The organism is Acetobacter senegalensis (genome assembly GCF_001580995.1).
In the GTDB taxonomy this organism is placed as follows: Bacteria; Pseudomonadota; Alphaproteobacteria; order Acetobacterales; family Acetobacteraceae; genus Acetobacter; species Acetobacter senegalensis.
This window is the reverse complement of record NZ_LHZU01000113.1, coordinates 12,817-37,892: the sequence shown is the minus strand read 5'-3', so window position 1 is coordinate 37,892 and position 25,076 is coordinate 12,817. Positions and strand designations below refer to the sequence as shown.

Sequence of the window (25,076 nt, the reverse complement as noted above, 5' to 3'; positions counted from 1 at the left end):
CAGACTTTCGTACGCCTCGCGGCGCCCGAAACCCTTCAGGAGAACGGAAGGTCGGCTTTATGTTTGAAGGCAATAAAAAGCGGCCATGGAAATTGAAAGGAGATGTCTTGCTGTCGTTCGGCATACTGTTTGCTATGATGGCACAATGAATAGCAAGAAACCCATAAAAACTGCATTAACCAAGCAAGTCCCTCTTTCGAGACGACAGGAGTGGAAAAAGATATTTCCTCTTCTTTGTATCATAATGTTTCTGTTTTCTGGGGCTGTGGGACTAAGACTATTTCTGACGTCGCAGCAGCATACACAGATTGGCGGCCCTTACACTCTGGTTAATGGCCATGGGCAGACCGTCAATCAGGCGGCTTTTGAGGGACGTTATACGCTTCTGTATTTTGGTTATACACACTGTGTGGATGTCTGCCCGTTGACACTAGCGACCGTGTCAGCCGCTCTTGATGAGCTTGGTAAGCGGGGACAAAACATTATTCCCTTGTTCATTTCAGTTGATCCCGAACGTGATACTCCTGCAGTGTTACAAGAGTATGTTGAACGTTTCTCCCCTCATATTGTCGGCCTGACTGGCTCCGAAAGACAGCTTCAGCCAGTTATGAAGGCATTTCATGTCTCAGCACGACGTCGTGCCCCCAATGGTTCAGGCTATCTCGTCGATCATAGTTCGCTCCTTTACCTCATGGACGGACAAAACCATCTGGTTGGCATGATCCCCGTTGATGCCAGTGCCCATCAGATTGCAAGCGAACTCAGACGGCTATTACCCTCCTCCTGATGTCAGGTCGGATGTAATCTCGCAAACATCAGGTTTGCGAGAACCAGAACAAGTAATGCGACCCCCAATTCTGGTAGAAGCAGCCCCAGAATGACAAGGGTCGTAATACCGACAATGCCGTATTTCCGAGAGGGCACGGCGGCCGGAGCACCCAAAGAGCCCGCAGGTTTGCGTTTAAGCCACAACACTGATGCTGCAGTGCTCATCATCAGTAAGCCGACTGCCACTAAAAGGTTGATAGCCTGATTTATCCCTCCAAAAAGTTGGCCCTCATGCGCAGCAACACCGTAGCCAATGATCCGATCCATAAAGCCTTTCTGGGCAAACGTTTCCTGTGTCATCACATGGCCGTCGGGTGTTACCGTCACACTTTCCCGCAAAGGTCGGTTTTGCGTGTCGGAACGCACAGTCCATAGAGAGCCAGACGGTGTAATGATTACCGGAGTTGGCAGGGAAAGAGTGTTCGCAGTCTGTACAACAGTATCCAGACTGCTTAACAAGTCTCCTTCAGGAAAAGAGGGGGAGGCGGCTGGCATGTCCATACCGGGCATATCCATACTGTCTTTTACGGGAAGGCTATGTGGTTGTCCGACCGGGAGCCCTGCTATAACCGTGGCGGCTGGAACCGCGCCAATTTCCCAGTCCTTGACAGAGGTCAGACGACCAACCGTGCTCTCGACTGATTGCAGGGCGTGCCCCCAGACGAAAGACCACGGTAGACCGGATACCAGAAACAGTATGAGAAACACTGACGTCCAAATACCAGTGACCGCATGGAGATCCCGCCAGCGGGTTCGTCCCTTTGTTCCAAGGCGTGGATAGATAACGCCTGCCAGTCCGCGTTGATTACGTGGCCACCAGAGCAGCACGCCTGTCACAATGAGCACAATGGTCCATGATGCAACCATTTCCATAATGACAGAACCCACATTACCCAACAGCAACTGCCCATGCAGCCGGAAAACCAGCCGCTCAAATCTGCTTTCTTCCAGAACAGTTTTCACAACAGTGTGGGTGTTCCTGTTCACATAGACCCGCACAGCTTCGCCGTCTGGCCTACTAACAAGAACACGCGCAGCACTCTGCTCAGTCCGGGGAAGTTCATAAGCCAGAAAAGCCCCCTGCGGCACGGCTGCTACGGCTGTCTGAACGTCCTGCTCGGGAGAGGGCGACAGGACTATGGGCAAATGGTCATATCGCCAGTCAATCCAGTCATCAATCTGAGGTTTGAAGAGATAAACAGCCCCGGTCAGCGAGAGAAAAGCCACAAAAGGCAGGCAGAACAGCCCTGAGAAGAAATGCCAGCGCCAGAGCGTGCGACGGTCTGGCCAGAGAGTGGCTCTGTGTATGGTCATGGTACTATCCCTCAAAACCTGATGCGCACGCCGCCGAAATACGCACGGGGCGTACCTGCGTAGATGGAACCAGTGCTGTCCATGAGTGTGGCTGCACCAACTTGTTGTCCATCTGATTGCAGTTTATCGCTGATGTTGGTGGCACCTGCGATATAGGTCTGGTTGGCAACGTTCTGCACCTCGAAATACCAGTGCAGACGATGCGCCCAGCCGAACCGGACGGGAGGGTCATAATGCATTTCAAGATTAAGCAGCGCATAACCCGGCGCCTTCAGGCGATTGGCGTTATCCAGCCAGTAAGAATCCCGCCATGTGACTTCCGCATATCCACCCAGTCCTTCCAGTGGACCGTCAGGTTGATCATAGAGAAAGCGGGCATTGAGGAAATTGGGAATGACCCCGGGGATATAGTGCCCTTTACGACTGAAGCTGCGTGAGAGCGTGCTGTTGGAAAGAACCTCGGTGTAATTGGTATAAACCTGATTATCGTAGGTATAACTCAGTTTAACCCGACCACCGGGAAGCATTTTCGGCAACGGCTTCCACTCAACCCCCAGAACAACACCACGATGTTCTGACGCAGGTGCGTTGAAAGTGTAGGAGCCAACGGTGTTGACCCCGGCAGACTGGCTGACCAACTCGTTTTTATAAAACTCGTAAAAACCTGTTGCCTGAATGCTGATCGTCGAGGAGGGATGCCAATCGGCTCCCAGATCAACGCCGACACTTGTCTGGCTTTTCAGTTGTGTATTGTTCCCGTATTCCCCCTGTGGCGTAATGAAAAGATTGGAAGAGGATGGCGGGCCATAGGCTGTGCCAACACGGGTATGCAGTGTCCAGTCTTTTGAAGGCGTATAAATCAACGCGCCTTCTGGTGCGAGATTGAAATAGAAACGATTGGCTGTGATGGCCCGCTGGGTGTTGACCGTTGCGGAGTAGCCATAGAGTGTTTCGGTTGCGCCAATATCGGAATATGTGCCGCCAAGCCCTACGACGATGTGCCAGTCGGGTGCAAAATGCCAGTCTTCCTGAAAGCGCGCGCCAAGATTCCACTGGTGCCCATAACTTTCCGAATTCATGGCCCCTCGTGTCGCACCGCCAAGGGGCATGATGTTGTAAGTCTGCGAACCAAAATCGAGATAATCAAAACTGACGCCAGCAAACGTTTCCAACGATCTGCCAGCAAGTTGCGCATGGTTGGTGATATCGCTGCTTACATTATAGGAATTATAAGGACCGACATACGCCATAGGTGACGTTGGTTGGTCGATATGGCGCTGATCGTATGTAAACTGGTTTCGCCAGATTGTGTAGCTGTTTAAATCATGCTCCCAGCGCAAACCAACCACCGTGCGCCGATCAAAGCGCCCCAACCCGGCTTCTTCAGGGCTCATGGCAATCTTCGCGCCATAGCGGCCATTGACCAGCAGATTGACAGACGCACAACCTGCCGCAGCACTGGACGCATTGGTGCACCCCCGCTGGTAGGGATTGGCCCGATACTGGTTGAGTGACACTCTTGCTGGCAGAAAAGCATCCGTGACGTTGTTGACGAATTTCAGGATAAGACGATCCGATGACGTCAGATTGACACGAAGCCGCATATTTTCTGTCGAGGTATTATAACGGCTATTGGCGATGAAGCCGTTTCCACGCACATCGCTGCCAAAGATCATCAGATCGTAGTGTCTGTTGCCAAAGCCGAGGGTGGCGTAATTGTTGAACATCCCGAAACTGCCGAAATCGGAGCCCAGTTCCAGTCCGTGGATGTCTGTGCCCTTTCGCGTGCGGAAATTGATGGCGCCGTTAATGGCGTAATTACCATACAGGGTTGAGGCAGGCCCCTCGAAAACATCCACACCCTGATAGGCATGAGGATCAATCAGATCGGCCCGGGCGGTCCCATCGGGTTGGGTCATGGGGAACCCATCTTCCAGAACCTGAATATTTTTAAGTCCCCATGATTGACGATCTCCTGAGCCACGAATGGACACGTTCGTATCGCGAGGGCCATTCCCCTGAGTAAAGCTGACGCCGGGAATAGTCACAACCATATCGGCAACACTCTGACCAACCTGGTTCGCGAAATTACTTCTGTCGGAACTATAAGTCGTCTGGCCTGCCGGACGCGTAAGGGCAGAGGATCGACTTAATCCCGTTACAAGCATCTGTTCTGTTTTGACGGGATTTTTTTTAGTTCTAGACGCAGGAAGAACCCGGTTACTCAAAGGTGGGCGAGGTTTCTCTGTGCCGACGGCAGCGTAGGTAGTGGTAGCCGAGAAAATGGCGGCAGCGACCATTGTCCCGTAAAACGGGAGTGAAAAATAAACAATACGAAACATGTGAAGGAACCTGAAGAGACAGCACAAAATACTCACATGCATGGCAGGTGAGCGGCTCTTTCAATTCAGATCAGGCAGGAGGCCCCTGAGGGCAGAGAGAAGTCCGTTTCGGTGTTGGCGGCCCCCGGATGGATGTGAACATCCATGTCTGGCGAATGCCAGCAACACATAATCCCACAAAAAGACAGAAAATGATGCTTACAACGAGCAGGTCCAATGCTTCGGACAGAAGAAAGCCGTCATCATCGGGGGTGGTTGAGCGATGGTGCTGTCCGTCTGGATCAGACGATGCGCTCTGATCGTCGCAAAGAATGTTCAGCTTCGTGAAAGTTTTGAGAGGATCGTCGACCAGTGCCGCTGGGGAAGCAATCCCGCCAAATGTCAGGCGTGCAATCAGTGCAAGCAATACGAGAGGCCAGAAGGCCAGCAGGTAAGTTGGACTGTGAGCACGTGGAGTCATGTGTCACCGTTACATCAAGTTCTCTCTGTTAACCAGTCCATACCGATCGCTTCAATCCTACCATTCAATGACGACATCTCTGATCTTTGAGCAGCATTGCATGTCTGATTCCGGATAGAAGGAGCAGAAAGTTGTCAGCTGATTTTACAGTTTGAAAGATGCCCCTAACAGATTTCATCTCCACTCAAAGCCAGAAAATTCCGGATCCAAAAAACTCACAATCTATTCATCGTAGTTTACTCACGAAATATCTGAGATGATCTGCAATAAAACTGGCTACAAAATAATAGCTGTGATCGTAATCAGGACGAAGATTCAGGATAAGTTCCTGCCCTGCATTCCGTGCGGCTTCCTGGAGCAGTTCTGGCCTGAGCTGTTCTTTCAGAAACTGGTCCGCCAGACCCTGATCTATCAGAACAGGTAGTCTTTCCTTCGCTGTCCGCACAAGTTCAAGCGGGTCATAGGCTACCCAACTGGCACGATCCGGACCCAGATAAGCACTGAATGCTTTTTCACCCCATGGTACCTGCGTTGGCGCCACAATGGGTGAAAAGGCTGACACAGAACGATAGCGGCCAGGATTACGCAGTGCGATCATGATGGCGCCAAATCCACCCATCGAATGTCCCGCAATGCCTCGCTGCTGCGTAACCGGAAAGCTCGCCTCAATCAGCGCAGGAAGTTCCGTGACGACGTAATCATACATCCGATAATGCGCAGCCCACGGCTCCTGCGTCGCATTGAGGTAAAATCCGGCACCCTGTCCAAGATCGTACGCATCGTCATCAGCCACACCCACGCCCCGTGGACTGGTATCCGGCGCGACAATGGCGATGCCCAGTTCTGCGGCCACGCGTTGCGCGCCAGCCTTGCCAATGAAGTTCTGCTCCGTACATGTCAGACCGGAGAGCCAGTAAAGAACGGGAACCTTTTCAGTTTTTGCCTGCGGCGGCAGGTAGATCGCGAAGTTTGCTTCCACACCCAACGACACGGATTTGTGTCGCCAGACTTCCTGCACGCCCCCAAAAGAGGCGTGTGTTTCCTTGCGTTCCATGGCTCTCACTGCCTTTTGCGCATGTCAGTTACCGTCCGTGAAGGTATAACTGCAGATCTTGTTCCCTGCCGGATCCCGGAGATAGGCAGCGTAAGCGCCCGGTAAGTGGCTTCGCGGGCCGGGTGCGCCTTCATCGGTTCCCCCATTGGCAAGACCTGCGGCATGAAAAGCCTCCACTTCGGCGGGTGTCGCTGCTGCAAAACCGATGGTGACACCGTTGCTTGAGGGCGCTTCACCGTTGCCAGGACGTGCAATGATGAAGGCTGGCTTTTCGCGGCCATACAGAATCCACCCATGCCCGAACGGCCCCAGGTTTTTTATGCCCAGAGCCGCAAGCGCGGCGTCATAGAATTTCGCGGATACCGCAGTATCCACTGCCCCAAGAAAAACGTGAGAGAAAACACCGTCACCGGAAATAACTGCCATGATCGTTCTCCTGTAATTTCCAACCATTGGAAATGATGTTGCGCGGTGAGACGTAGACCTTAGAAATGAATGACGGAACGGATGGATTTTCCTTCATGCATCAGATCGAAGGCCGTATTGATGTCTTCGAGCGGCATGGTGTGGGTTACGAAAGGCGCAAGTTCGATATCGCCACGCATGGCATCTTCGACCATGCCGGGAAGCTGGCTGCGTCCCTTGACCCCACCGAAAGCCGAGCCGCGCCACGAACGCCCCGTCACAAGCTGGAAGGGACGGGTCGAAATTTCCTGACCGGCCCCTGCCACTCCGATGACGATCGACTGCCCCCACCCACGATGCGCGGCTTCTAACGCCGCGCGCATGACGTTGACGTTTCCGATACATTCAAAGGTGTGATCAATACCCCAGCCGGTCATTTCCACAAGAACCTGCTGAATCGGTTTGTCATAATCCTTGGGGTTGAGGAATTCCGTGGCGCCGAATGCTTTGGCAAGTTCAAACTTGTCCGGGTTGGTATCAATAGCGAAAATCCGGCCAGCCTTTGCCTGTCGCGCTCCCTGAATGACCGCCAGACCGATCCCGCCCAGACCGAAGACGGCAACCGTATCTCCCGGCTGCACCTTGGCCGTGTTGTGTACCGCACCAATCCCTGTGGTGACGCCACATCCCAACAGACAGACATGCCCTGGATTGGATGCGGGATTGATTTTTGCCAGAGAAACCTCGGCGACAACCGTGTATTCGCTGAACGTCGAACACCCCATGTAATGATGGATCGGCTGACCTTTGTAGGAGAAGCGTGTCGTGCCATCCGGCATCACACCTTTACCCTGTGTGGCGCGCACTGAAATGCAGAGATTGGTTTTTCCCGACTTACAGAACAGACATTCACCGCATTCCGCCGTGTAAAGCGGAATGACATGGTCGCCGGGGGCAACGCTGGTGACCCCTTCTCCGACCTCGATGACAATTCCCGCGCCTTCGTGACCCAAAACGGCTGGAAACAGTCCCTCGGGATCATCCCCTGACAGGGTAAACGCATCAGTGTGGCACACACCCGTATGCGTGATCTGCACGAGCACCTCACCAGCACGAGGAGGCGCTACATCGATCTCGACAATCTCAAGGGGCTTACCCGCCTCGAAAGCAACTGCGGCCCGTGATTTCATGATTTTTTCTCCAAATAACCTATCAGCCAGCATCGAGGGCATTACCGGAGATAGGATCGAACGAGTGACACCACATTCTCGATCGAACCACTGGCAGCATCACGATCACCGGCACACTCAACAAATTCTTCCCGCAGGTGGCTTTCGAGAACACCGGCCATTAATCCGTTGATCGCTCCCCGGATAGCCGCCACCTGTTGCAGCACCGGACCGCAATCAGTTCCCTTCTCCAAAGCCTGTTCCAGCGCATCAAGTTGCCCGCGAATACGGCGCACGCGGGTCAGAACGCGCTTTTTCTCAGCTGGTGTGTGCGGCACGAACGCTTACTCCCGAATATACTACCCTTGAGTATCCTTGTCATACTATAGGGCAGTATGACGAGGATATAAGGGCGTGCTTGTCATATGATCCGATCACAATTCCGTATCGCTGAAATTTTCATCGCAACGTCCATGGGTTGCCCGTCTGTGTCTTGGGATCATTCAAGAGGTACAATTAGTGAGATCCAGACAATCTCTGCAACGAGGCTTTGAAGCGCTGATGTCCGCTATTTGGCAAACAACCTTGTGGTCCAAACGACCGACATGACGCGAAATTGTCGATACCAGGACATTCCCTTTAACTCGTATGGATCGAAAAAACATTCACTTGATTTGAATAAGATCCGCAACAATCTCAATTCACACAGACACCCCTGAGACGATACTTCTCACCCTAAACTTCTTGTCCCCAGCCAGCGGACTTTCTCCGGATCGCGGTGATCGAAGAAACTGCTGGCTTTCTGGTCAAGCGTGGCAATTGCCTCAACATCAGCATCGTCCAACATAAAGTCGAAAATAGCGAAGTTTTCGGCCATACGTTCTTTGCGTACTGACTTGGGGATTGCGACAATTCCGCGCTGGTTCAACCAACGCAGCACAACCTGAGCGATGGTCTTGCCATGCTTCTGCGCAATTGACTGAAGCAGATCATTCGAGAACAGTCCGTTTCGTCCCTCTGCAAACGGTCCCCAGGCTTCCGCCTGAACATCGTATTGCTTCAGAATTTTCAGCGCATCGTCCTGTTGATGAAAAGGATGGAGCTCAATCTGATTGATCGCTGGTGGGATTTCGTTGTGCAGCACGAAATCCACCAGTCGGTCAGGATAGAAGTTGCTGACGCCGATCGCGCGGATACGGCCCGCACGATACAGTTCTTCCATTGCGCGCCATGCCCCATAGACGTCCCCGTATGGTTGATGGATCAACCAGAGATCGAGATAGTCCGTCTGAAGTTTGTTCAACGAGCGCTCAAAAGCAGCCTTGGCTCCCTCATAGCTAGCATCTTCAATCCAAAGTTTGGTAGTGACGAATAAATCGCTACGGTCGATCCCGTGGTTGCGAATCGCATGACCGACTGCTTCCTCGTTGCCATAGGACGTTGCTGTATCGAGAAGCCGATAACCGACATCAATGGCGTCCCGAACACTGTGTTCACACTCGGCAGGGTCAGGAACCTGAAATACGCCGAAGCCAAGAGAGGGCATCTGGATCCCATTGTTCAGCATCACGGCAGGAGTGGTGATTGTCATAACTATTCTCTCCGCGGTCGTGGCTCAGCGATTGATCAGGTTCTGATATGAAGCAGGATAACGAGCCCCTTGAAGCGGGATGTCATTGAGGGACCGTTCAATGCGGGCCAGATCATCCTGCGTCAGAATGACATCAGCCCCTCCCAGATTTTCTTCTAGGCGGTGAAGTTTGGTTGTACCGGGGATGGGAACAATCCAGGGCTTCTGAGCCAAAAGCCACGCCAAGGCGATCTGCGCAGGCGTGCAGGATTTTTCAGATGCGATGGCTTTGACAAGATCAACAAGAGCCTGGTTCGCGGCCAGTGCCTCAGCCTGGAAACGAGGAACGGTGCTGCGGAAATCATCCTTGGGAAACACGGTTTTCGGGTCGAGTTTTCCAGTCAGAAATCCTTTGCCAAGAGGCGCAAATGGCACGAAGCCGATACCCAGTTCCTCAAGAAGCGGCAGGATTTCCAGTTCAGGTTCGCGCCAGAACATCGAATATTCACTCTGGAGAGCGGCAACCGGCCGTACGGCGTGTGCACGACGGATTGAATCCGTCCCGGCTTCAGACATGCCAAAATGCTTGACCTTGCCTGCTGCGATAAGGTCTTTCACCGTTCCGGCAACATCTTCGACCGGCACGTTTGGATCGACGCGATGTTGGTAAAAGAGATCAATTCTGTCAGTCCGCAGGCGCTTCAGGGCTTCATCTGCAACCTGTCGAATACGCTCCGGCCGACTATCCAATCCCTGTGCTGGCACGCCGTTTACAAAACCAAACTTGGTGGCAATCACGACCTGATCACGAACCGGCTCTAGCGCCTCCCCAACTACTTCTTCATTAATGCCAGGTCCATAAGCTTCGGCAGTATCGAAGAAAGTGACCCCACGTTCATATGCTGCGCGGATCAGGGCAATAGCATCCTTGCGATCGGTGGCAGGGCCATAGCCATAGCTCAGGCCCATGCAGCCGAACCCAAGCGCTGATACTTCCAGACCACTCTGGCCTAACAGACGTTTCTGCATGTTTCTTGATCCCGCGTGTTTTATCCTTGGGCGTCTGCCAAGGCTCTGAACACGCCAATCATAAGCCCAGACTTATAAATCGATTAGACAAGGTAAATTTCTTGGGTCTATGACTTTTAGTCATGAAACCTGTGAGAAGGCCTGAGCATAATGCGGCGTGAAGAGCTTGGAAGTCTGGCTATGTTCATGGCAGTTGCTGATGAAGGCAGTTTTACCAAGGCCGCAGGCAAGCTTGGCATTTCACAATCTGCGCTCAGTCATTCTCTTCGGCGGCTCGAAGCCAGATTGGGCCTCCGGCTCCTTACACGTACAACCAGGAGTGTCGCACCTACATTGGCTGGTGAGCGCCTTATAGAAACACTACGTCCTGCCCTTGAGGAGATTGATCAGAAGCTTGCCGCTCTGACCGAGTTGCGGGACCGCCCGGCTGGTAACATTCGGATCACAGCAAGTGCTCATGCGGCGCGCGCAGTGCTCTGGCCAGCTATTGATCGTCTCACTGCCGAAAATCCTGACATCCATGTAGAAATCAATATCGAAGGAGGCCTCGTCGACATCGTGGCTGAACGATATGACGCCGGGATAAGGCTTGGAGAAAGACTGGAGCAGGACATGATTGCGATACCAATCAGCCCACGTCTTCGGATGGCTGCTGTGGTCTCCCCATCATATCTGAGCGGAAAGAGCATTCCGGAAACGCCGTACGATCTGGCGCAACATAACTGCATCAATCTGCGCTTGCCGACTGCTGGTGGATTATACGCTTGGGAGTTTGAGCGCGATGGCAAAGATATCCGGGTTAAAACACGAGGACAGCTTGTGTTCAATGATATCAATCTGATTATGGAAGCCGCCCTCACCGGGCACGGCATTGCTTTCATGCTTGAGGATCATGTCAAAGATCACCTTTCTTCCGGAAGCCTGGTGCGAATTCTTGAAGAGTGGTGCGAGCCATTCGACGGCTATTATCTATATTACCCAAGCAGGCGTCAGCCCTCGCCAGCATTTAGCCTTGTTCTGGATGCTTTGCGTTACAAGGGATGAATAAGCTTTGTCAGAGACGACAGTCCCACGTTCCGTCTGTCGCGCTTCGCGTAACAATGTCCGCTTTCGGGCAACCACTATAAACGCTCAAATGACCGAGATGAAGGCGACTACAGCCTGTCCGCTTGCTCCATCAAACGGAAAATTCGTTCCGTTCCAAAGGACGAAAAGCTGCACGGAAGAAAGGTTATCGAAAGATAGCCTGTGTGGTAGGGTTCTGCTTCAAGAAATAGGGATTTTTCTGAAATATGAAATTGCGGCAACTTGGTAAGAGCGGCCCTCAGGTATCCGAAATCGGTCTTGGGTGTATGAGCATGTCCGGCATGTATGGTCCGGCTGATCGGAAAGAAAGCATCGCTACCATCCATGCCGCGCTGGACGCTGGGATCACGCTTCTCGACACCGGCGATTTTTATGGCATGGGCCATAACGAAATGCTAATCGGTGAGGCGATCAAGGATATTCCTCGCGACAGATTCCTCGTCAGCGTCAAGTTTGGTGCGATGCGCGACCCGGGTGGCAACTGGGGCTCCTACGACGCACGGCCTGCTGCCATGAAAAACTTCCTGGCCTATACCCTGCAACGGCTCGGGCTTGATCATGTCGACATCTACCGGCCTGCACGGCTGGACCCGGCTGTGCCTATCGAGGATACGATTGGCGCCATCGCCGAGATGGTTCAGGCGGGTTATGTCCGGCATATCGGTCTTTCGGAAGTTGGCCCGGAAACCATCCGGCGCGCGGCTTCCGTCCACCCAATCAGTGACCTTCAGATTGAATATTCGCTGATTTCGCGTGGCATCGAGGACAAAATTCTTCCTGCCTGTCGTGAACTTGGCATCGGCATAACAGCCTATGGCGTGCTCGCGCGTGGTCTAATCAGTGGGCACTGGCAAGGGGCTAAGGGGCCAGGGGATTTTCGGGTTCGTAGTCCCCGCTTTCAGGAAGGCAATGTCGAGCGCAATCTGGCCCTTGTGGAGACATTACGCGAAATTGCAGCCACCAAGGGCGCAAGCGTGGCCCAACTCGCAATTGCCTGGGTGGCAGCACAGGGTGACGACATCGTACCACTTGTAGGAGCCCGCCGACGCGATCGGCTCTCCGAGGCGCTGGGTGCGCTTGATCTTGCGCTGACGCCTGACGATCTGGCTGCTATCGAGCAGGCAGTTCCAAAAGGGTCTGCTGCCGGGGAACGCTACGATCCGAAACAGATGGAGGTACTCGACAGCGAGAAATCGGGGTTCGGAAAGGGTTAGGAGTAAGATAGAGCCGGTGCAAGTATCTGGGCCGGTCGACTCTTATTTCTACCATCCTCACTGGCAGCGCTCTTCAGCTTTTTTCAGCTCGGCAGATACAGATACTTACGTCCGCTTTTCAGAATTTAGCATGATGCTTCTCGTGTCCGTCATGAGGCGATTGCTGCCTGTCCGCTCTGCTTCTGCTATGCCGACAGGCAGGTTGCTGCAGGAATTGTCCATAACGCTTCGCCGTTAATCTCAATCAGCAGCTTTGTTCCGCTGAACCGAACGCGCATACTGATCCCCCCACGTCTTGAGCGCCTGAATAACCGGCTTCAGGGTCTTGCCCAACTCGGTCAGGGCATATTCCACATGCGGGGGCACCTCGGGGAAAATGGTGCGTGAGACCAGCCCGTCCGCCTCGAGTTCGCGCAACTGATTGGTCAGCATCCGCTGCGTGACATTGGGCAGGCGGCGGCGCAGTTCGCCGAACCGCAGCACCCCGTCCTCGAACAGGTGATACAGGATCAGCGCCTTCCACTTGCCCCCGAACAGTTCCAGCGTGGCTTCCACCGTGCAGCCGGGGCTACAGGCCAGCGTGGTGTGACGGATGCGGGGCATGGTATCATTCCTGACACTAGTGGCGGTTTATGTGCGTTCTTGCGCACACTAGAGGGTGGGTCAATGTTTACATGCAGGCCGGACGGAAGGCCTGTATTTGTGAACAAGGTTGATCATGTCTTCGTCTTCTTTATTCGATCCTGTGCGGCTGGGCGATTTGTCCCTTGAAAACCGGATCTTCCTGCCACCGCTGACACGCTGCCGCAGCACCCAGCCCGGGGACATCGCCAACGCGCTGATGGCCACGTATTACGCCCAGCGCACGCAGGCGGGGTTCCTGATCACCGAAGGCACGCAGATCGAACCTCGTGGGCAGGGCTATGCCTGGACGCCGGGCATCTACTCCCCTGAACAGGTCGCGGGCTGGAAACTGGTCACCGATGCGGTCCACGCAGAGCGGCGACCCATCTTTGCACAGTTGTGGCATGTGGGCCGCGTGTCCCACCGGGCATTGCAGCCCGGTCATGAGGCACCGATCGCCCCGTCGGCGGTTGCGGCAACAGGCGTAAACGTCTTCATCCCCACGGGGCCGGGTACAGGAAAGCTGGTGCCACCCAACATGCCGCGCGCGCTGTCCATTCCTGAAATCCATGAACTGGTGGAGATGTATGCACAGGCGGCGCACAACGCGCTGTCAGCCGGGTTCGATGGGGTGGAGATCCATGCAGCCAATGGCTACCTGATCAACCAGTTCCTATCCGAACGGGCCAATTTCCGCACCGATGCCTATGGCGGCAGCCTATCCAATCGCCTGCGGTTCCTGCGCGAAGTGGTCGAGGCCGTTTCCGCCGTCGTCACGCCCGACAGGATGGGCGTGCGGTTTTCCCCGCTGTTCGGCACGACCACACAAGAGCGCGTCTATCTCGGCCTGCTGGAGGACAGTCCGGCGGAGACCTACACCGCGGCCGTGCGCGTGCTGGCGGATGCGGGCATCGCCTATGTCTCGCTGGCCGAGGCTGACTGGGACAACGCACCCGAAATGCCGGACGCCTTCCGCGCCAGCGTGCGCGACATCTTTGGCGGCCGCATCCTGTGCGCAGGCCGGTACGACCTGCACAAGGCACAGCATGTGCTGGGCCATGGATGGGCGGACATGATCGGCTTTGGCCGGAAGTTCATCGCCAATCCCGACCTGCCTGCGCGTCTGGAACATAACTGGCCGCTCAATCCGCTGGACCCGGCGACGATGTATGGCGGCGGCGCGCATGGCTACACCGACTATCCTTTCCACAACCAATAAATAGGGAAACGGACCAATGAGTTTTTACCAGACCCTCAACCCGACCACGGAAACCGTGGAACGCACGTTCGAGCTTCACACATCCGAACAGATGAAGGCGATTGTCGATCGCGCGGACCATGAGTGGAAGACCGACTGGAAAAAGCGCGATATCGCGGCCCGCAAGGTCATCATGTCAAAGGCCGCCGACCTGCTGCGCCGCGACCGCGTGACGCATGCGCGCCTGATTGCGACCGAAATGGGCAAGGCGCTGCCTGACGCGCTGGAGGAAATCGACATCACGGCCGATATCCTGTCCTTCTATGCCGATGGTGCGGCAGAATTCCTCGCCCCCACGCATCTGAAGGTCAAGGAAGGCCATGCAAAGATCATCAACCAGCCGCTTGGCGTAATCTACTGCATTGAGCCCTGGAACTTTCCCTATTACCAGCTTGCCCGCGTGGCGGGGCCGAACCTGATGGCGGGCAACGTGGTCATCGCCAAGCATGCGCCCAACGTGCCGCAATGCGCGCTGGCGTTTGAGAAGCTGTTCCATGATGCGGGCGCGCCTGCTGGTGTCTATACCAACATCTTCCTCGATAACGACCAGTCGGCCGAACTGATCAAGGATGTCCGCATTCGTGGGGTCGCCCTGACCGGCAGCGAACGCGCGGGCCAGACGGTCGCGGCCGAAGCGGGGGCGGCGCTGAAGAAGGACACCATGGAGCTTGGTGGCAGCGATGCCTTCATCGTGCTGGATGACGCGGATCTTGAACTGGCTGTCAAATGGGCAACGTGGGGTCGCTTCGCCAATAACGGGCAGGTCTGCACGGCGGCCAAGCGGATGATCGTGCATGAAAAGGTCTATGATGCTTTTGTCGCGGGGCTGAAAAAGGCGATCACACAGTTCCGCATCGGCGACCCGCTGACTGAGGGCACCACCCATGGCCCGATGAGCAGCAGAAAGGCGCTGGACACCGCACTTGCGCAGATCGATGAAGCCGTTAAGGCTGGGGCAACACTGGTGGCTGGCGGCAAGCGGATGGAGCGCAAGGGCTTCTTCATGGAGCCGACCATTCTGACCAATGTGTCAAAGGACAACCCGGTCTTCTATCAGGAAATTTTCGGGCCGGTTGCCGTCGTACACAAAGTCGCCTCGGAACACGAAGCCATCGAAATGGCCAATGATTCACCCTATGGCCTCGGTGGGTCCGTGTTCTCGCGTGACCTTGGCCGGGCGGAACGGCTGGCCGAAGCGGTCGAAACCGGCATGATGTTCATCAACACAGCCACGGCTGCGGCCCCTGAACTGCCTTTTGGCGGGATCAAGAATTCAGGCTTTGGCCGCGAACTGTCCTTCCTGGGTATTGAGGAGTTCATCAACCGCAAGCTGATCCGCGTTGCCTGACAGGTAGGATGCAGTTTCCTGTCCCGGGTAAACTCCTGTCCGGGACGGAAATTCCCTCTTCAGTAAGACAAATGTTCCCCGTGGTTAAGTGAAACTGGTGAACGAGGATGCTCATCATTACCACGCCAAGGGTTGAATAAAGATAGTCCAGAGAAACCTTATGGGCACCTGCACCCCACGTCTACGGACGTCGCGACATTGACGGTCGGGAACACGGTCTGGTTGGGAAGCGGCAAATCACGATACGGAGCCGTTCCTGCCGTCACAGAAAGGGATGGGGCTTCTGGAGGCAGCACAAGCTTCTATGTCGCCGCGCCGAGCACCGCTAGTCCGATCATTCCGACACTACCCCACGTTACACCTCTTACCCGTGTTTTCATCTCGCCAGGGCAATCCTGCGCTTTGCATCATGATACGACATCATTCTTAGGCGGAGCTAAGCTCAAAACGTCTGCTAGATGGGCACGGTAGCGCGCGACGGTCCGATCAACCGCCGGTTCTTTCATAACGTTTGATGCAAGATACGTTGCAAGCGGTGCCATACCCAGAAACTGGTTGGCCTTGTGGAAAGGGAAATAGACCCCATCAATCCCCTTCCCTTCAAAGAACTGGGCCGGATCGACAAAGGCCTCTTCCGGGGCATTCCATGTCAGGGAGAGCATGTAATGCTTCCCCTGCAGCAGACCGCCTGAACCATATTTGCGTTCAGGACGGGCGCGGCTGCGTCCGTCATTGGCGTAAAGCGCGCCATGACCGGCTGTGAAGACTTCATCCATATACTTCTTGACGGTCCACGGTGCGCCCATCCACCAGCCCGGCATCTGGTAGATGATCAAGTCAGCCCACTGAATATTTTCGACTTCCGTCTGAATATCGTACCCTGCGTCAATCTTTGTCTGCCGCGTGTTGAAACCCGCGTTCGACAGGAGTTCAAAAGCAACGTCGTGTAACGTATCGTTCAGACGACCATGGGAATGGGCGAAAGCCTTTCCGCCGTTCAGAAGAAGAATGTTTTTCATCGCAATCGTGTCCTGCAAAAAGCATCCCGGATAAGCCTGACCAGAATTCAGAGCCATTGTCCGGAAGAATTTTCAATATGACAGCTTCTCGGCACATCAGCAGTGAGAGCAGCGTCTGTTCCCTACGGAACATGATGCACTTGACAGGCTTTGATAATCCGTCGCTTCTCCATAGAACTTGTGAACCTGTTTCATCAAAGGGCGCTGATGGATAACCGGATTGGCGAAATGCAGATGTTTCTACGTGTCGTGGAAAGCGGCAGTTTTTCGGAAGCGGCTCGCCTGTCGATGACAACACCCTCGACAATAAGCAAACTGATCGCCCGCGTTGAGACACGCCTTGGCGTACGCCTGCTCGAACGTTCGACACGCCGCCTTTCCGTCACGCCGGAAGGACAGCTTTACTACGAACGCGCTCAGGCACTGATCGCCGATCTTGACGACATGGAGCATGCGCTCACAACTGGATCGGTTCGGCCGGGCGGCATTGTGCGCATCAACGCTTCGGTGGCCTTCGGAGCGCTGGCGCTCGAACCTCTCCTGCCAGAATTCTGGGATGCCTATCCGGATATCGTCGTGGATCTGTCGCTCTCCGATGAACTGACGGATCTTTACCTTGACCGCACTGATATCGCCTTTCGGGTCGGAGCGTTACAGGACTCAAATCTGACAGCCCGGCATATCGGCACGGCACGACGTAAGATTGTCGGATCGCCAGATTACCTGAGCCGGTTCGGCACGCCGCAAAGCATTGATGATCTGGACCGCCACAAATGCCTCGGCTTTAATTTCCGGCGTGCCGCCCCTGTCTGGCCGCTACAGGAGAAAGGCCGCATTGCCGATCGTATCGTCCGAGGCCCCCTGCTCGCCAATAACGGGGAAACGGTAAGACGCCTGACCCTACGGGGTGCGGGACTGGCGAGGCTTGGCGACTATCATGTGCACGATGATCTCAAGGCCGGCCGTCTCGTTGAGGTTCTGGCTCATGCGGACGCGCAGGACGAAGAGGAGATCCATGCGCTCTATCTGGGCGGCAAACAGGCACCCCAGCGCGTGAGGGTGTTTCTTGACTTCGTTATTCCGCGCCTTCAGACATATATGCGCGCCTAACCTGCATGAAGACCATCCGATGTCGCGCTCGAAGTTCCGGAATATCTCCTCGGCGGCGCGTAAAGATTACGCAAGGATTACCGCGGTGGTGCTGGCAGACGGGAATCACGCCAGCGGGACCTGTGAACTGGCGAACGACCACTCCCCTCAATGGCACCGTAAACGAGTTCTTCTGATTTCTCACCGAGCAGGCCGACCTTTGTATTCTGTAGAGATCGGCCCACATCCCAGTTCCGGTCGTTTATTTACTGCAGAGCGATCTGGACGTTCGTGAATTGCGGGGGCCTTCATACCTAGAACACTGCATCAAACGCATACATTACCATGACGGCGGCCGAAAAGTTATATCTCGCCACCAAGAATAAGCCTCACCCTATGCAAAATTTGCGTTCTTGACCTTCAGGAGGGGGATGTCGGTCTTCATGCTCCGCACGCCTTTGATCCGCGCAAGCTGTTCACTCTGAAAACGTCGAAGTCCTGGAAGGTCTTCTGCAATAACGCGCAACAGGAAATCACAATCTCCCGCGAGGACATGCGCTTCTGTCACCTGTGGAAGTTTTCCGATTTCCTCTACGAAATGCTCGGACTGCCGCTCGTCTTCTCCCGTCAGCCATATCCTGACAAAAGCCGTCACGCCGAACCCGGCTTTTGCAGGATTCACAACGGCGACGTAGCCCTCAATAACGCCACTTTCTTCCAGCATCCGCACCCGGCGCAGGCATGGCGATGGAGAGAGTCCGACGCGCCTCGCAAGTTCATTGTTGGGGCAGCGGCCATCTTCCTGGAGAACACGAAGAATACGCCGATCAATCGCATCCAGTTTCATTGGCATCATATATCATGAATGAAAATTCCGACGCAATCATATGTCAAATATTGGTGGATAAATTGGCATAAACGCAACCTCATATCTGCTGGTCCGCGCTATCCTGCCCCCTCTCGCGTCGCAGAGATGGCAATCTGAAACCTAATCGGAGAGCATGAAAACGCCGCGGGGCCTTGTAAATTTTCTTCTAAAGCGACGCATGTTCGATGAATCTGCATACACTTCTTGCCTTCTGGACGGTCTCCATCCTCCTTGCCGCAACCCCTGGTGCTGACTGGGCGTATGTTATTTCCGCCGGAATACATGATCATGCCGCAGTTGTTCCCGCTGTGTGCGGCATGTTTCTAGGATATCTCGCCATTACCGGAACGGTCGCAGGCGGTATCGGTGCGCTTGTCGCCAGCATGCCGCTTGCGGTCACCATTCTGACGTTTGCAGGTGCGGCCTATCTCATAAAACTGGGCATTTCCCTGTTACGTCACCCTTCCCTGCCGAAAGAAGGACATGAACGGGAAACTGGTGCGCGGCGCTGGATTACCAAAGGGTTCGCCATCAGTGGCCTGAACCCCAAGGCTCTTCTGTTTTTTCTCGCCCTTCTGCCCCAGTTTACAAATCCGGGCTCATCGTGGCCGATCTTTTTACAGATCGGGATTTTGGGAATCATCCATACAATGAACTGCGTATTCATATATCTGATGGTCGGATTTGGCGCGCGGACACTATTAAGCAGCCGCCCCAGAGCGTCCATCGTGACCGGCTACATATCTGGAATAATCATGATTATGCTTGGTCTGGGTCTGGCGTCGGAAGACATCATAAAATTACTCCACTCATGATAATGGAATATGGATAGTGAAGATATTGGAAACTGGCTCTCTGCATTGGTTCCATGGATCAGAGTGAAGCCCGCTGTATCGATTTCCCGATTTCCATGAATGTCGAAACCGCAGGGTTTTTCGTAGCAATCGGCGCTCGAAGGACAACGTCGAGTTGGGGAGCGTCAGTCAAAGCCCGTGACATCAGCCCCGCCCCTAGTTCGTTACACAGCGATGAGGGGATAAGGGCTACGCCCAGCCCTTTTGCAACAAGCTGGATAATCGTGTGCTGCAACCGCGGTTCAAGCACGACATGCGGGACAATTCCTCTGGCCGAAAAATAGCTGTTGATCGCAGATCGAAGAGCCGGCGCTGTCGCGGCGGGTGCTGCGATGATCTTCTCCTCACGAAGTTCCTCAGGACCGATCTGCTCGACCGTAGCAAAAGGATGCTCCTTACGCATGATGATGCGTAATCGCTCCTTGGCCAGCAGCACAGTCTGCAGGTGCGGCGCGTATCCGCAGTCAAATGTTACGGCGGCATCCAGTGTCCCAGCCACCAGCATCTCATCGATTTCTGTCGGCGTGCGTTCATCAAGCACAAGGCGGACATCCGGCCTTGCCTCCGCATAAAGCTGGACGAGTTGTGGCACGACACTGTGGGCGGCATGCATCATGAATCCAAACCGCAATTCGCCTTTCATGCCGCTGGCAACGAGCCTGACATCGCGACAGGCCTCCTCAAACTGCCCCAGTACATTTCGGCAGTCTTTCATGAAGTGTTTTCCGGCTGGGGTCAGCGCCACATTGCGCGAGTTTCGTTCAAACAGCTTCACGCCCAAAGACTGCTCGATCATGGCAATCTGGCGACTGAACGGCGGCTGGCTCATGTTCATCCGCTCGGCGGCCCGACCGAAATGAAGCGTCTCCGCCAGGGCCATGAAATAGCGCATATGCCGCGTGTCCATCTGATACCCTGAAAGCATTAATCGTGAACCATATGAGCATTGGATTATATCAATAGCGTCCGGTAGCGTCACGTTTTTGCTGACCTCCCGAGATTTTTGATGCTGAACAATCTGCTGATCGTCCTGCCTATCTTTGCCCTCATCCTTACCGGATGGATCGCACGCAAATCGGGTGCGCTGGGTCCCAATGCCACACGTGAAGTCAATCGGCTGGTGGTCTATCTCGCACTGCCCGCAGTGCTGTTCGACATCGTGGCGAATGCAAAAATAACTGATCTGTGGGAGCCGGGACTCATTGCGGCGTTCACACTCGGCTGTTTTATCGTGTTTGCCGGGACGCTGTGGTGGCGGGTCTCAACTGGGCATCATCTTGCCGATGCCGCCATTGACGGACTGAATGCGAGCTACGCCAATACGGGGTTCGTCGGTTTCCCGCTCGTCCTATCTCTTGTCGGCGATACCGGCATGGCACCGACGCTCATCGCCACGATCGTGACGGTCTGTGTGCTGTTTGTCATAGCGATCGTTTTGATTGAGGCCGGACTGCAAACCGAAGCGCGCCGTCGCGATATCGTCGCGAAAACACTCTTTTCTCTGGTGAAAAATCCATTGCTGGTGGCGCCAGCACTTGGTGGCCTTGTCATGGTATCCGGGGGGCATCTGCCGGGACCCGTTCATGCCTTCCTGAAGCTTCTCGGCGGGGCTGCATCCCCCTGCGCCCTGATCGCCCTCGGTCTGTTCCTTGCCGGAAATTCCGCCAATGCCGCGTCTGCACAGCCGTCGACTGCCGCCATTCTTGTCGGCCTGAAGCTGATCGCCCAGCCTCTGGTTACGTGGATCATCGCAGCGCCCGTACTCCACCTGCCGCTGGCGATGACAAACGTTGCCGTGCTTCTTGCTGCCCTCCCGACAGGAACCGGCTCGTTCATGCTGGCAGAATTCTATGATCGGGAAGCAGCCCTTACCGGACGGGTCGTTCTGGCCTCTACCGTGTTCTCAATTGCAACGATCTCGCTCTATCTCGCCTTTACACCAGCGTAAGGACGTTCATCGGCATTTTGACAAAGTTTCGGACCAATAATCTCCACCAGCCAGTCCACAAACACCCGCACACGCGGAGAAAGCTGCCTGTTGCTCGAATAAAGCACTGAAACCGACGTTGGCGTGGGTGAAAAATCAGGGAGGACTTCGATCAGCGTTCCATTCGCAACGTCATCTTCAAATCCATAACGGGGAACCCGCACGAGGCCAAAGCCGAGCCTGGCCGCTTCGGTATAGGTATCAACACCCCCGACCAGCAGGCGTGCGGGAAGCAAGACCTCGACCACCTCCTCTCCGCGCGTAAACTCCAATGGCAGGGGCTGGCCGGTGCGTGAAGACACGAAACCGACCATCTGGTGCCCCTCGAGATCGTCAGGAGAGGCAGGCATTCCGTGCCGCGCCAGATAGGCCGGGCTGGCGAGCGTCACCTCTTCCATAACGCCCAGCGGCCGAGCGATCATGTCGCTATCCGGCAGGTTTCCGGCCCGCACAACGCAATCCACCCCTTCGCGCACCAGATCGACAAACCGCTCGCCTTCGCCAAGATGAACGGTCAGCGCTGGATGCCGGGCCAGAAAGTCAGGCAGCGCTGGCAGCAGAAGCATACGCGCCACACGCCCGATAACATCAGCACGCAACAAACCCGCTACTGCCCCACTCGCACCACGATCCGCACCTTCAAGGTCCGCCAGGATCGCCACACACCGGCGATAGTAGGCAGCGCCTTCCTCGGTAGGGCGAACGTGGCGCGTCGAACGGTGCAGTAGGCGCGTGCCCAGCCTTTGTTCCAACGCCTTGATGGCTGCGGTCGCAACGGGGCGGGAGACACCGCAAGCAGCAGCCGCGGCACTGAAGCTGCCACGGTCAACAATGCGGATAAAGAGGTCGAGTGTCGCAAGTCTGTCCATAGGATTATTCCATTGCGCAAAACAATGCTGACGGAAAGAGCGCTCTTATCGAACGGACGCCAGTGTGAGCAGAATTGCTCCTTCACCAGATGGAGAGTCCCATGCCTGTAACGACCACGAACCCCATTGCCATCGTCACCGGCGGAAGCCGTGGATTGGGTCGCGCAACGGTTGAAGCCCTCGCCCGACGTGGCGTTCCCTCAATCTTCACCTATCACACCAACAAATCCGCAGCTGATGAGGTGGTCGAAAGTGTCCAGCGCAGCGGAGCCCGTGCCGTCGCTCTGCAACTCGATACTGGCGATACGCACGCCTTCCCGGCCTTTGCAGACGAAGTCCGACGCGTGCTGCGCGAATGGGGCGCTGAGCATTTCAATTATCTGGTCAACATGGCCGGCACCTCCCATGAGGGGCTATTCGGCGAAGTAACCGAAGAAGATTTTGACGCTGCCTATCGCGTTCATGCCAAAGGTCCGTTTTTCCTGACGCAGACGTTGCTGCCGCTGATCGCGGATGGTGGTCGTATCGTCAATATTTCGTCCGGCCTGACGCGCTTTGCCTATCCCGGCCGAATTACCTATGCGGCTATGAAGGGCGCAATAGAGGTGATGACACACTATATGGCCAAGGAACTCGGGGCGCGCCGCATCGCCGTCAACACGGTCGCACCCGGCGCGATCCAGACAGATTTCTCCGGTGGCATAGTGCGAGATAACCCGGACGTCGCCCACCACATTGCAGAAACAACCGCGTTGGGACGTCCCGGCCTTCCAGACGACATCGGCCCGATGATAGCCTCGCTGCTGTCCGAGGATAATCGCTGGGTGAATGCGCAACGGATTGAAGTCTCCGGTGGTCAGGCTATCTAAGAGCGGGCCATTCCTTATACAGAAGGCCACGTTGATACCGTCAGGACACCAGCAGACGTTTCCGCGTGATCTTCCCTGACACGGTGGTTGGTAATCGCCTGACGAAGCGGATTTCCTTCAGCCCAACCCAGCGCCCGAGGACTTCGTTGACACGCGCAACGATTTCCTCGGAAGACGGCGTATAGTCCGCCTCGGTATCAGGAACCACATAGGCAACAGGTCGCTGCCCTCGCAGTTCGTCCGGAATTGCCACTACGGCACACGCGTGAACAGCAGGATGAGTGGCGATGATCTTTTCAATCTGCACACCCGAAATCCGCCGACCAGCAACCTTGATGACATCATCGGAACGTCCAAGCATATGCACGGCGCGGCTGGCCTCAATCATACCTTCGTCAAAGGTGCGATAATACTGGCCGGTTTCGTCCAGATAAGCTTTGGGAACACAAATCGCCCTGTCCTTCCAGACACCAGCCAGACAGCCGGGCGGCAACGGCAGGGACAGGACAATCTCACCGCACTGTTCTCCCGGAACGGACGCCACGATAGCCGGACGAAACCCCGGCGCAGGCCGCCCAATGTCATTCATGAGAGAGGCTGGCTCATGCTCGTGCAGACCGAAGAAATGCGCGGTGATGCTCCACCCGGTTTCCGTTTGCCACCAGTGATTGACCACGGGTGTGCGGAAGTAGGATCGCGCCCACTCCAGCAACGTCGGATCTGCATACTCTCCAGCGACGAAAACACGCGCCAGAGTAGGCTGGATCGCCCCTGACAGGTGACGGCTCTCCCGTCGCATAAGGCGCATCTGTGTCGGCGTGGTGAACAGGCATTTCACTGCGTGTTCGTGACAGAGCGCACGGATGGCGGAAGCAGATGCGCCGCCTTCGACAATCACGCTGGTGCAACCGCTGATCAGCGGCGCATAAACCCCATAGGAATGGCCGACAACCCAGCCAAGGTCCGATGTGGTGAAGAAGGTATCACCGGGTTTACACCCGTAGATCAGGTCCATAGACAGGGCGAGAGCTACGGCGTGACCGCCATTTTCACGCACAATGCCCTTCGCATTGCCCGTCGTCCCGGATGTATGAAGAACGTACAAGGGATCTTCGGAACGCAGCATGACCGGTTCTGGTGGCGCCGACTGTTCCAGCGTGTGAAAATCATGATCCCGCACCGACAGAAGCGGGGCCGGACAGGCTTCGCGCTGCACAATCACGCAGGCTTGTGGTCTGTGCGTTGCTGTGGCCAGTGCCTCGTTCAGGACGGACGCAGACGCGATCGGCGTCTGCCCATGAAAGCTACAACTCGCGATGATGACGACTTTCGGGGCCACATCATCAATCCGCCGCGCCAGTTCAGGCCCGGCATAACCGGCAAAAACCACGACATGCACGGCACCGATCCGCGCACAGGCCAACATGGCGATGGCCGTCTCGATCATGGTCGGCATGGCGATCAGGACGCGGTCGCCTTTCTCTACCCCCAGCGAGCGCAGACCACCGGCAAATCCGGCTACCCGGCCCTGTAGTTCCCGGTAAGTTACAATCTGCCGTTCCCTCGTGGCACAGGAATGCCAGATCAATGCTGCCTGTTCACCACGACCATTTTCAACATGCCGGTCCACGGCGTTGTGGCAGGTATTGAGCGTGGCATCCGGAAACCAGTCATGCCAGCCATCCGACCGTGTCCTGCATGCGGTCACAGGGGCCTGCTTCCATGTGACGCGCCGTGCCGCAGCCAGCCAGAACTGCTCGGGCTGATTTAGCGCCGCATCATACATCGCCTCGTATGTTGTCCATGGAAGCATGGCACCT

Annotated in this window: 25 protein-coding genes; 9 read left to right on the top strand and 16 right to left on the bottom strand. The window is 55.4% G+C overall.

The features are described from left to right. Positions 1-244 precede the first annotated feature (244 nt). The gene (locus tag AD948_RS05145; RefSeq protein WP_248845923.1) at positions 245-787 is read left to right on the top strand and encodes an SCO family protein; all 543 of its coding nucleotides are present in this window, start codon (positions 245-247) and stop codon (positions 785-787) included. 2 nt (positions 788-789) lie between these two features. Here AD948_RS05145 and AD948_RS05140 read toward each other — a convergent pair whose 3' ends face one another. The 9 genes from AD948_RS05140 to AD948_RS05100 form a co-directional block, all read right to left on the bottom strand. After that, positions 790-2,142 carry a PepSY-associated TM helix domain-containing protein gene (locus AD948_RS05140; protein WP_061470991.1) on the bottom strand — a complete coding sequence of 451 codons (1,353 nt, stop codon included), beginning with the start codon at positions 2,140-2,142 and terminating at the stop codon, positions 790-792. An 11-nt stretch (positions 2,143-2,153) separates the two neighbouring features. Next, positions 2,154-4,484 (bottom strand): TonB-dependent receptor family protein, encoded by a 2,331-nt coding sequence (locus AD948_RS05135; protein WP_237938460.1) that lies wholly within the window; start codon positions 4,482-4,484, stop codon positions 2,154-2,156. 70 nt (positions 4,485-4,554) lie between these two features. Then, positions 4,555-4,944, bottom strand: a complete 390-nt coding sequence (locus tag AD948_RS05130) for a hypothetical protein (protein ID WP_061470990.1) — start codon at positions 4,942-4,944, stop codon at positions 4,555-4,557. Between the two features lie 226 nt (positions 4,945-5,170). Beyond that, positions 5,171-5,998 carry an S-formylglutathione hydrolase gene (gene fghA / locus AD948_RS05125; protein ID WP_025829447.1) on the bottom strand — a complete coding sequence of 276 codons (828 nt, stop codon included), beginning with the start codon at positions 5,996-5,998 and terminating at the stop codon, positions 5,171-5,173. A gap of 24 nt (positions 5,999-6,022) precedes the next feature. Continuing rightward, positions 6,023-6,424, bottom strand: a complete 402-nt coding sequence (locus tag AD948_RS05120; protein WP_003618982.1) for a VOC family protein — start codon at positions 6,422-6,424, stop codon at positions 6,023-6,025. Positions 6,425-6,483: 59 nt separating this feature from the next. Then, positions 6,484-7,593: an S-(hydroxymethyl)glutathione dehydrogenase/class III alcohol dehydrogenase gene (locus AD948_RS05115; RefSeq protein ID WP_061470989.1), complete on the bottom strand. Its 1,110-nt coding sequence runs from the start codon at positions 7,591-7,593 to the stop codon at positions 6,484-6,486. Between the two features lie 41 nt (positions 7,594-7,634). Then, positions 7,635-7,910: a formaldehyde-responsive transcriptional repressor FrmR gene (frmR, locus tag AD948_RS05110; protein WP_025829448.1), complete on the bottom strand. Its 276-nt coding sequence runs from the start codon at positions 7,908-7,910 to the stop codon at positions 7,635-7,637. 392 nt (positions 7,911-8,302) lie between these two features. Beyond that, positions 8,303-9,163: an aldo/keto reductase gene (locus AD948_RS05105; RefSeq protein ID WP_061470988.1), complete on the bottom strand. Its 861-nt coding sequence runs from the start codon at positions 9,161-9,163 to the stop codon at positions 8,303-8,305. A 24-nt stretch (positions 9,164-9,187) separates the two neighbouring features. Further along, positions 9,188-10,171, bottom strand: coding sequence for an aldo/keto reductase (locus AD948_RS05100; protein WP_061470987.1), 984 nt, complete (start codon positions 10,169-10,171; stop codon positions 9,188-9,190). Between the two features lie 150 nt (positions 10,172-10,321). On the opposite strand from AD948_RS05100, the gene AD948_RS05095 reads away from it, so the two are divergent. After that, positions 10,322-11,215 carry a LysR family transcriptional regulator gene (locus AD948_RS05095; RefSeq protein WP_061470986.1) on the top strand — a complete coding sequence of 298 codons (894 nt, stop codon included), beginning with the start codon at positions 10,322-10,324 and terminating at the stop codon, positions 11,213-11,215. 110 nt (positions 11,216-11,325) lie between these two features. Here AD948_RS05095 and AD948_RS18615 read toward each other — a convergent pair whose 3' ends face one another. Then, the gene (locus tag AD948_RS18615; protein ID WP_227005059.1) at positions 11,326-11,643 is read right to left on the bottom strand and encodes a hypothetical protein; all 318 of its coding nucleotides are present in this window, start codon (positions 11,641-11,643) and stop codon (positions 11,326-11,328) included. On the opposite strand from AD948_RS18615, the gene AD948_RS05090 reads away from it, so the two are divergent. Then, on the top strand, positions 11,524-12,471 hold the full coding sequence (locus AD948_RS05090; RefSeq protein ID WP_061470994.1) for an aldo/keto reductase: 948 nt from the start codon (positions 11,524-11,526) through the stop codon (positions 12,469-12,471). The genes AD948_RS18615 and AD948_RS05090 overlap by 120 nt on opposite strands. Positions 12,472-12,711: 240 nt before the next feature. Here the strand turns inward: AD948_RS05090 and AD948_RS05085 are convergent, their stop codons facing one another. Continuing rightward, on the bottom strand, positions 12,712-13,074 hold the full coding sequence (locus tag AD948_RS05085; protein ID WP_061470985.1) for a winged helix-turn-helix transcriptional regulator: 363 nt from the start codon (positions 13,072-13,074) through the stop codon (positions 12,712-12,714). A gap of 115 nt (positions 13,075-13,189) precedes the next feature. Between AD948_RS05085 and AD948_RS05080 the strand changes: the two genes are divergently transcribed. Continuing rightward, entirely contained in the window at positions 13,190-14,314 is a 1,125-nt protein-coding gene (locus tag AD948_RS05080; protein ID WP_061470984.1) for an alkene reductase, read from the top strand. A gap of 16 nt (positions 14,315-14,330) precedes the next feature. Then, complete coding sequence (locus AD948_RS05075) at positions 14,331-15,701, top strand: NAD-dependent succinate-semialdehyde dehydrogenase (protein ID WP_061470983.1); 1,371 nt, start codon at positions 14,331-14,333, stop codon at positions 15,699-15,701. 407 nt (positions 15,702-16,108) lie between these two features. On the opposite strand, the gene AD948_RS05070 is transcribed toward AD948_RS05075, so the two are convergent. Continuing rightward, positions 16,109-16,720 carry an NAD(P)H-dependent oxidoreductase gene (locus tag AD948_RS05070; protein ID WP_061470993.1) on the bottom strand — a complete coding sequence of 204 codons (612 nt, stop codon included), beginning with the start codon at positions 16,718-16,720 and terminating at the stop codon, positions 16,109-16,111. Positions 16,721-16,927: 207 nt separating this feature from the next. Here AD948_RS05070 and AD948_RS05065 point away from each other — a divergent pair, with 207 nt between their 5' ends. Then, on the top strand, positions 16,928-17,830 hold the full coding sequence (locus tag AD948_RS05065) for a LysR family transcriptional regulator (protein ID WP_061470982.1): 903 nt from the start codon (positions 16,928-16,930) through the stop codon (positions 17,828-17,830). 373 nt (positions 17,831-18,203) lie between these two features. Here AD948_RS05065 and AD948_RS05060 read toward each other — a convergent pair whose 3' ends face one another. Beyond that, entirely contained in the window at positions 18,204-18,665 is a 462-nt protein-coding gene (locus AD948_RS05060; protein WP_248845922.1) for an Lrp/AsnC family transcriptional regulator, read from the bottom strand. Between the two features lie 197 nt (positions 18,666-18,862). On the opposite strand from AD948_RS05060, the gene AD948_RS05055 reads away from it, so the two are divergent. After that, positions 18,863-19,492: a LysE family translocator gene (locus tag AD948_RS05055; protein ID WP_061470980.1), complete on the top strand. Its 630-nt coding sequence runs from the start codon at positions 18,863-18,865 to the stop codon at positions 19,490-19,492. 58 nt (positions 19,493-19,550) lie between these two features. On the opposite strand, the gene AD948_RS05050 is transcribed toward AD948_RS05055, so the two are convergent. After that, a complete protein-coding gene (locus AD948_RS05050) occupies positions 19,551-20,438 on the bottom strand; it encodes a LysR family transcriptional regulator (RefSeq protein ID WP_061470979.1) in 888 nt (295 codons plus the stop codon). Between the two features lie 99 nt (positions 20,439-20,537). Between AD948_RS05050 and AD948_RS05045 the strand changes: the two genes are divergently transcribed. Continuing rightward, entirely contained in the window at positions 20,538-21,479 is a 942-nt protein-coding gene (locus tag AD948_RS05045) for an AEC family transporter (protein WP_061470978.1), read from the top strand. Here AD948_RS05045 and AD948_RS05040 read toward each other — a convergent pair. Beyond that, complete coding sequence (locus tag AD948_RS05040) at positions 21,455-22,387, bottom strand: LysR family transcriptional regulator (protein ID WP_061470977.1); 933 nt, start codon at positions 22,385-22,387, stop codon at positions 21,455-21,457. The genes AD948_RS05045 and AD948_RS05040 overlap by 25 nt on opposite strands. A 101-nt stretch (positions 22,388-22,488) precedes the next feature. Here AD948_RS05040 and AD948_RS05035 point away from each other — a divergent pair, with 101 nt between their 5' ends. Further along, positions 22,489-23,256, top strand: coding sequence for an SDR family NAD(P)-dependent oxidoreductase (locus tag AD948_RS05035; RefSeq protein ID WP_061470976.1), 768 nt, complete (start codon positions 22,489-22,491; stop codon positions 23,254-23,256). A 40-nt stretch (positions 23,257-23,296) separates the two neighbouring features. On the opposite strand, the gene AD948_RS05030 is transcribed toward AD948_RS05035, so the two are convergent. Beyond that, entirely contained in the window at positions 23,297-25,069 is a 1,773-nt protein-coding gene (locus AD948_RS05030) for an AMP-binding protein (RefSeq protein WP_061470975.1), read from the bottom strand. Positions 25,070-25,076 lie beyond the last annotated feature (7 nt).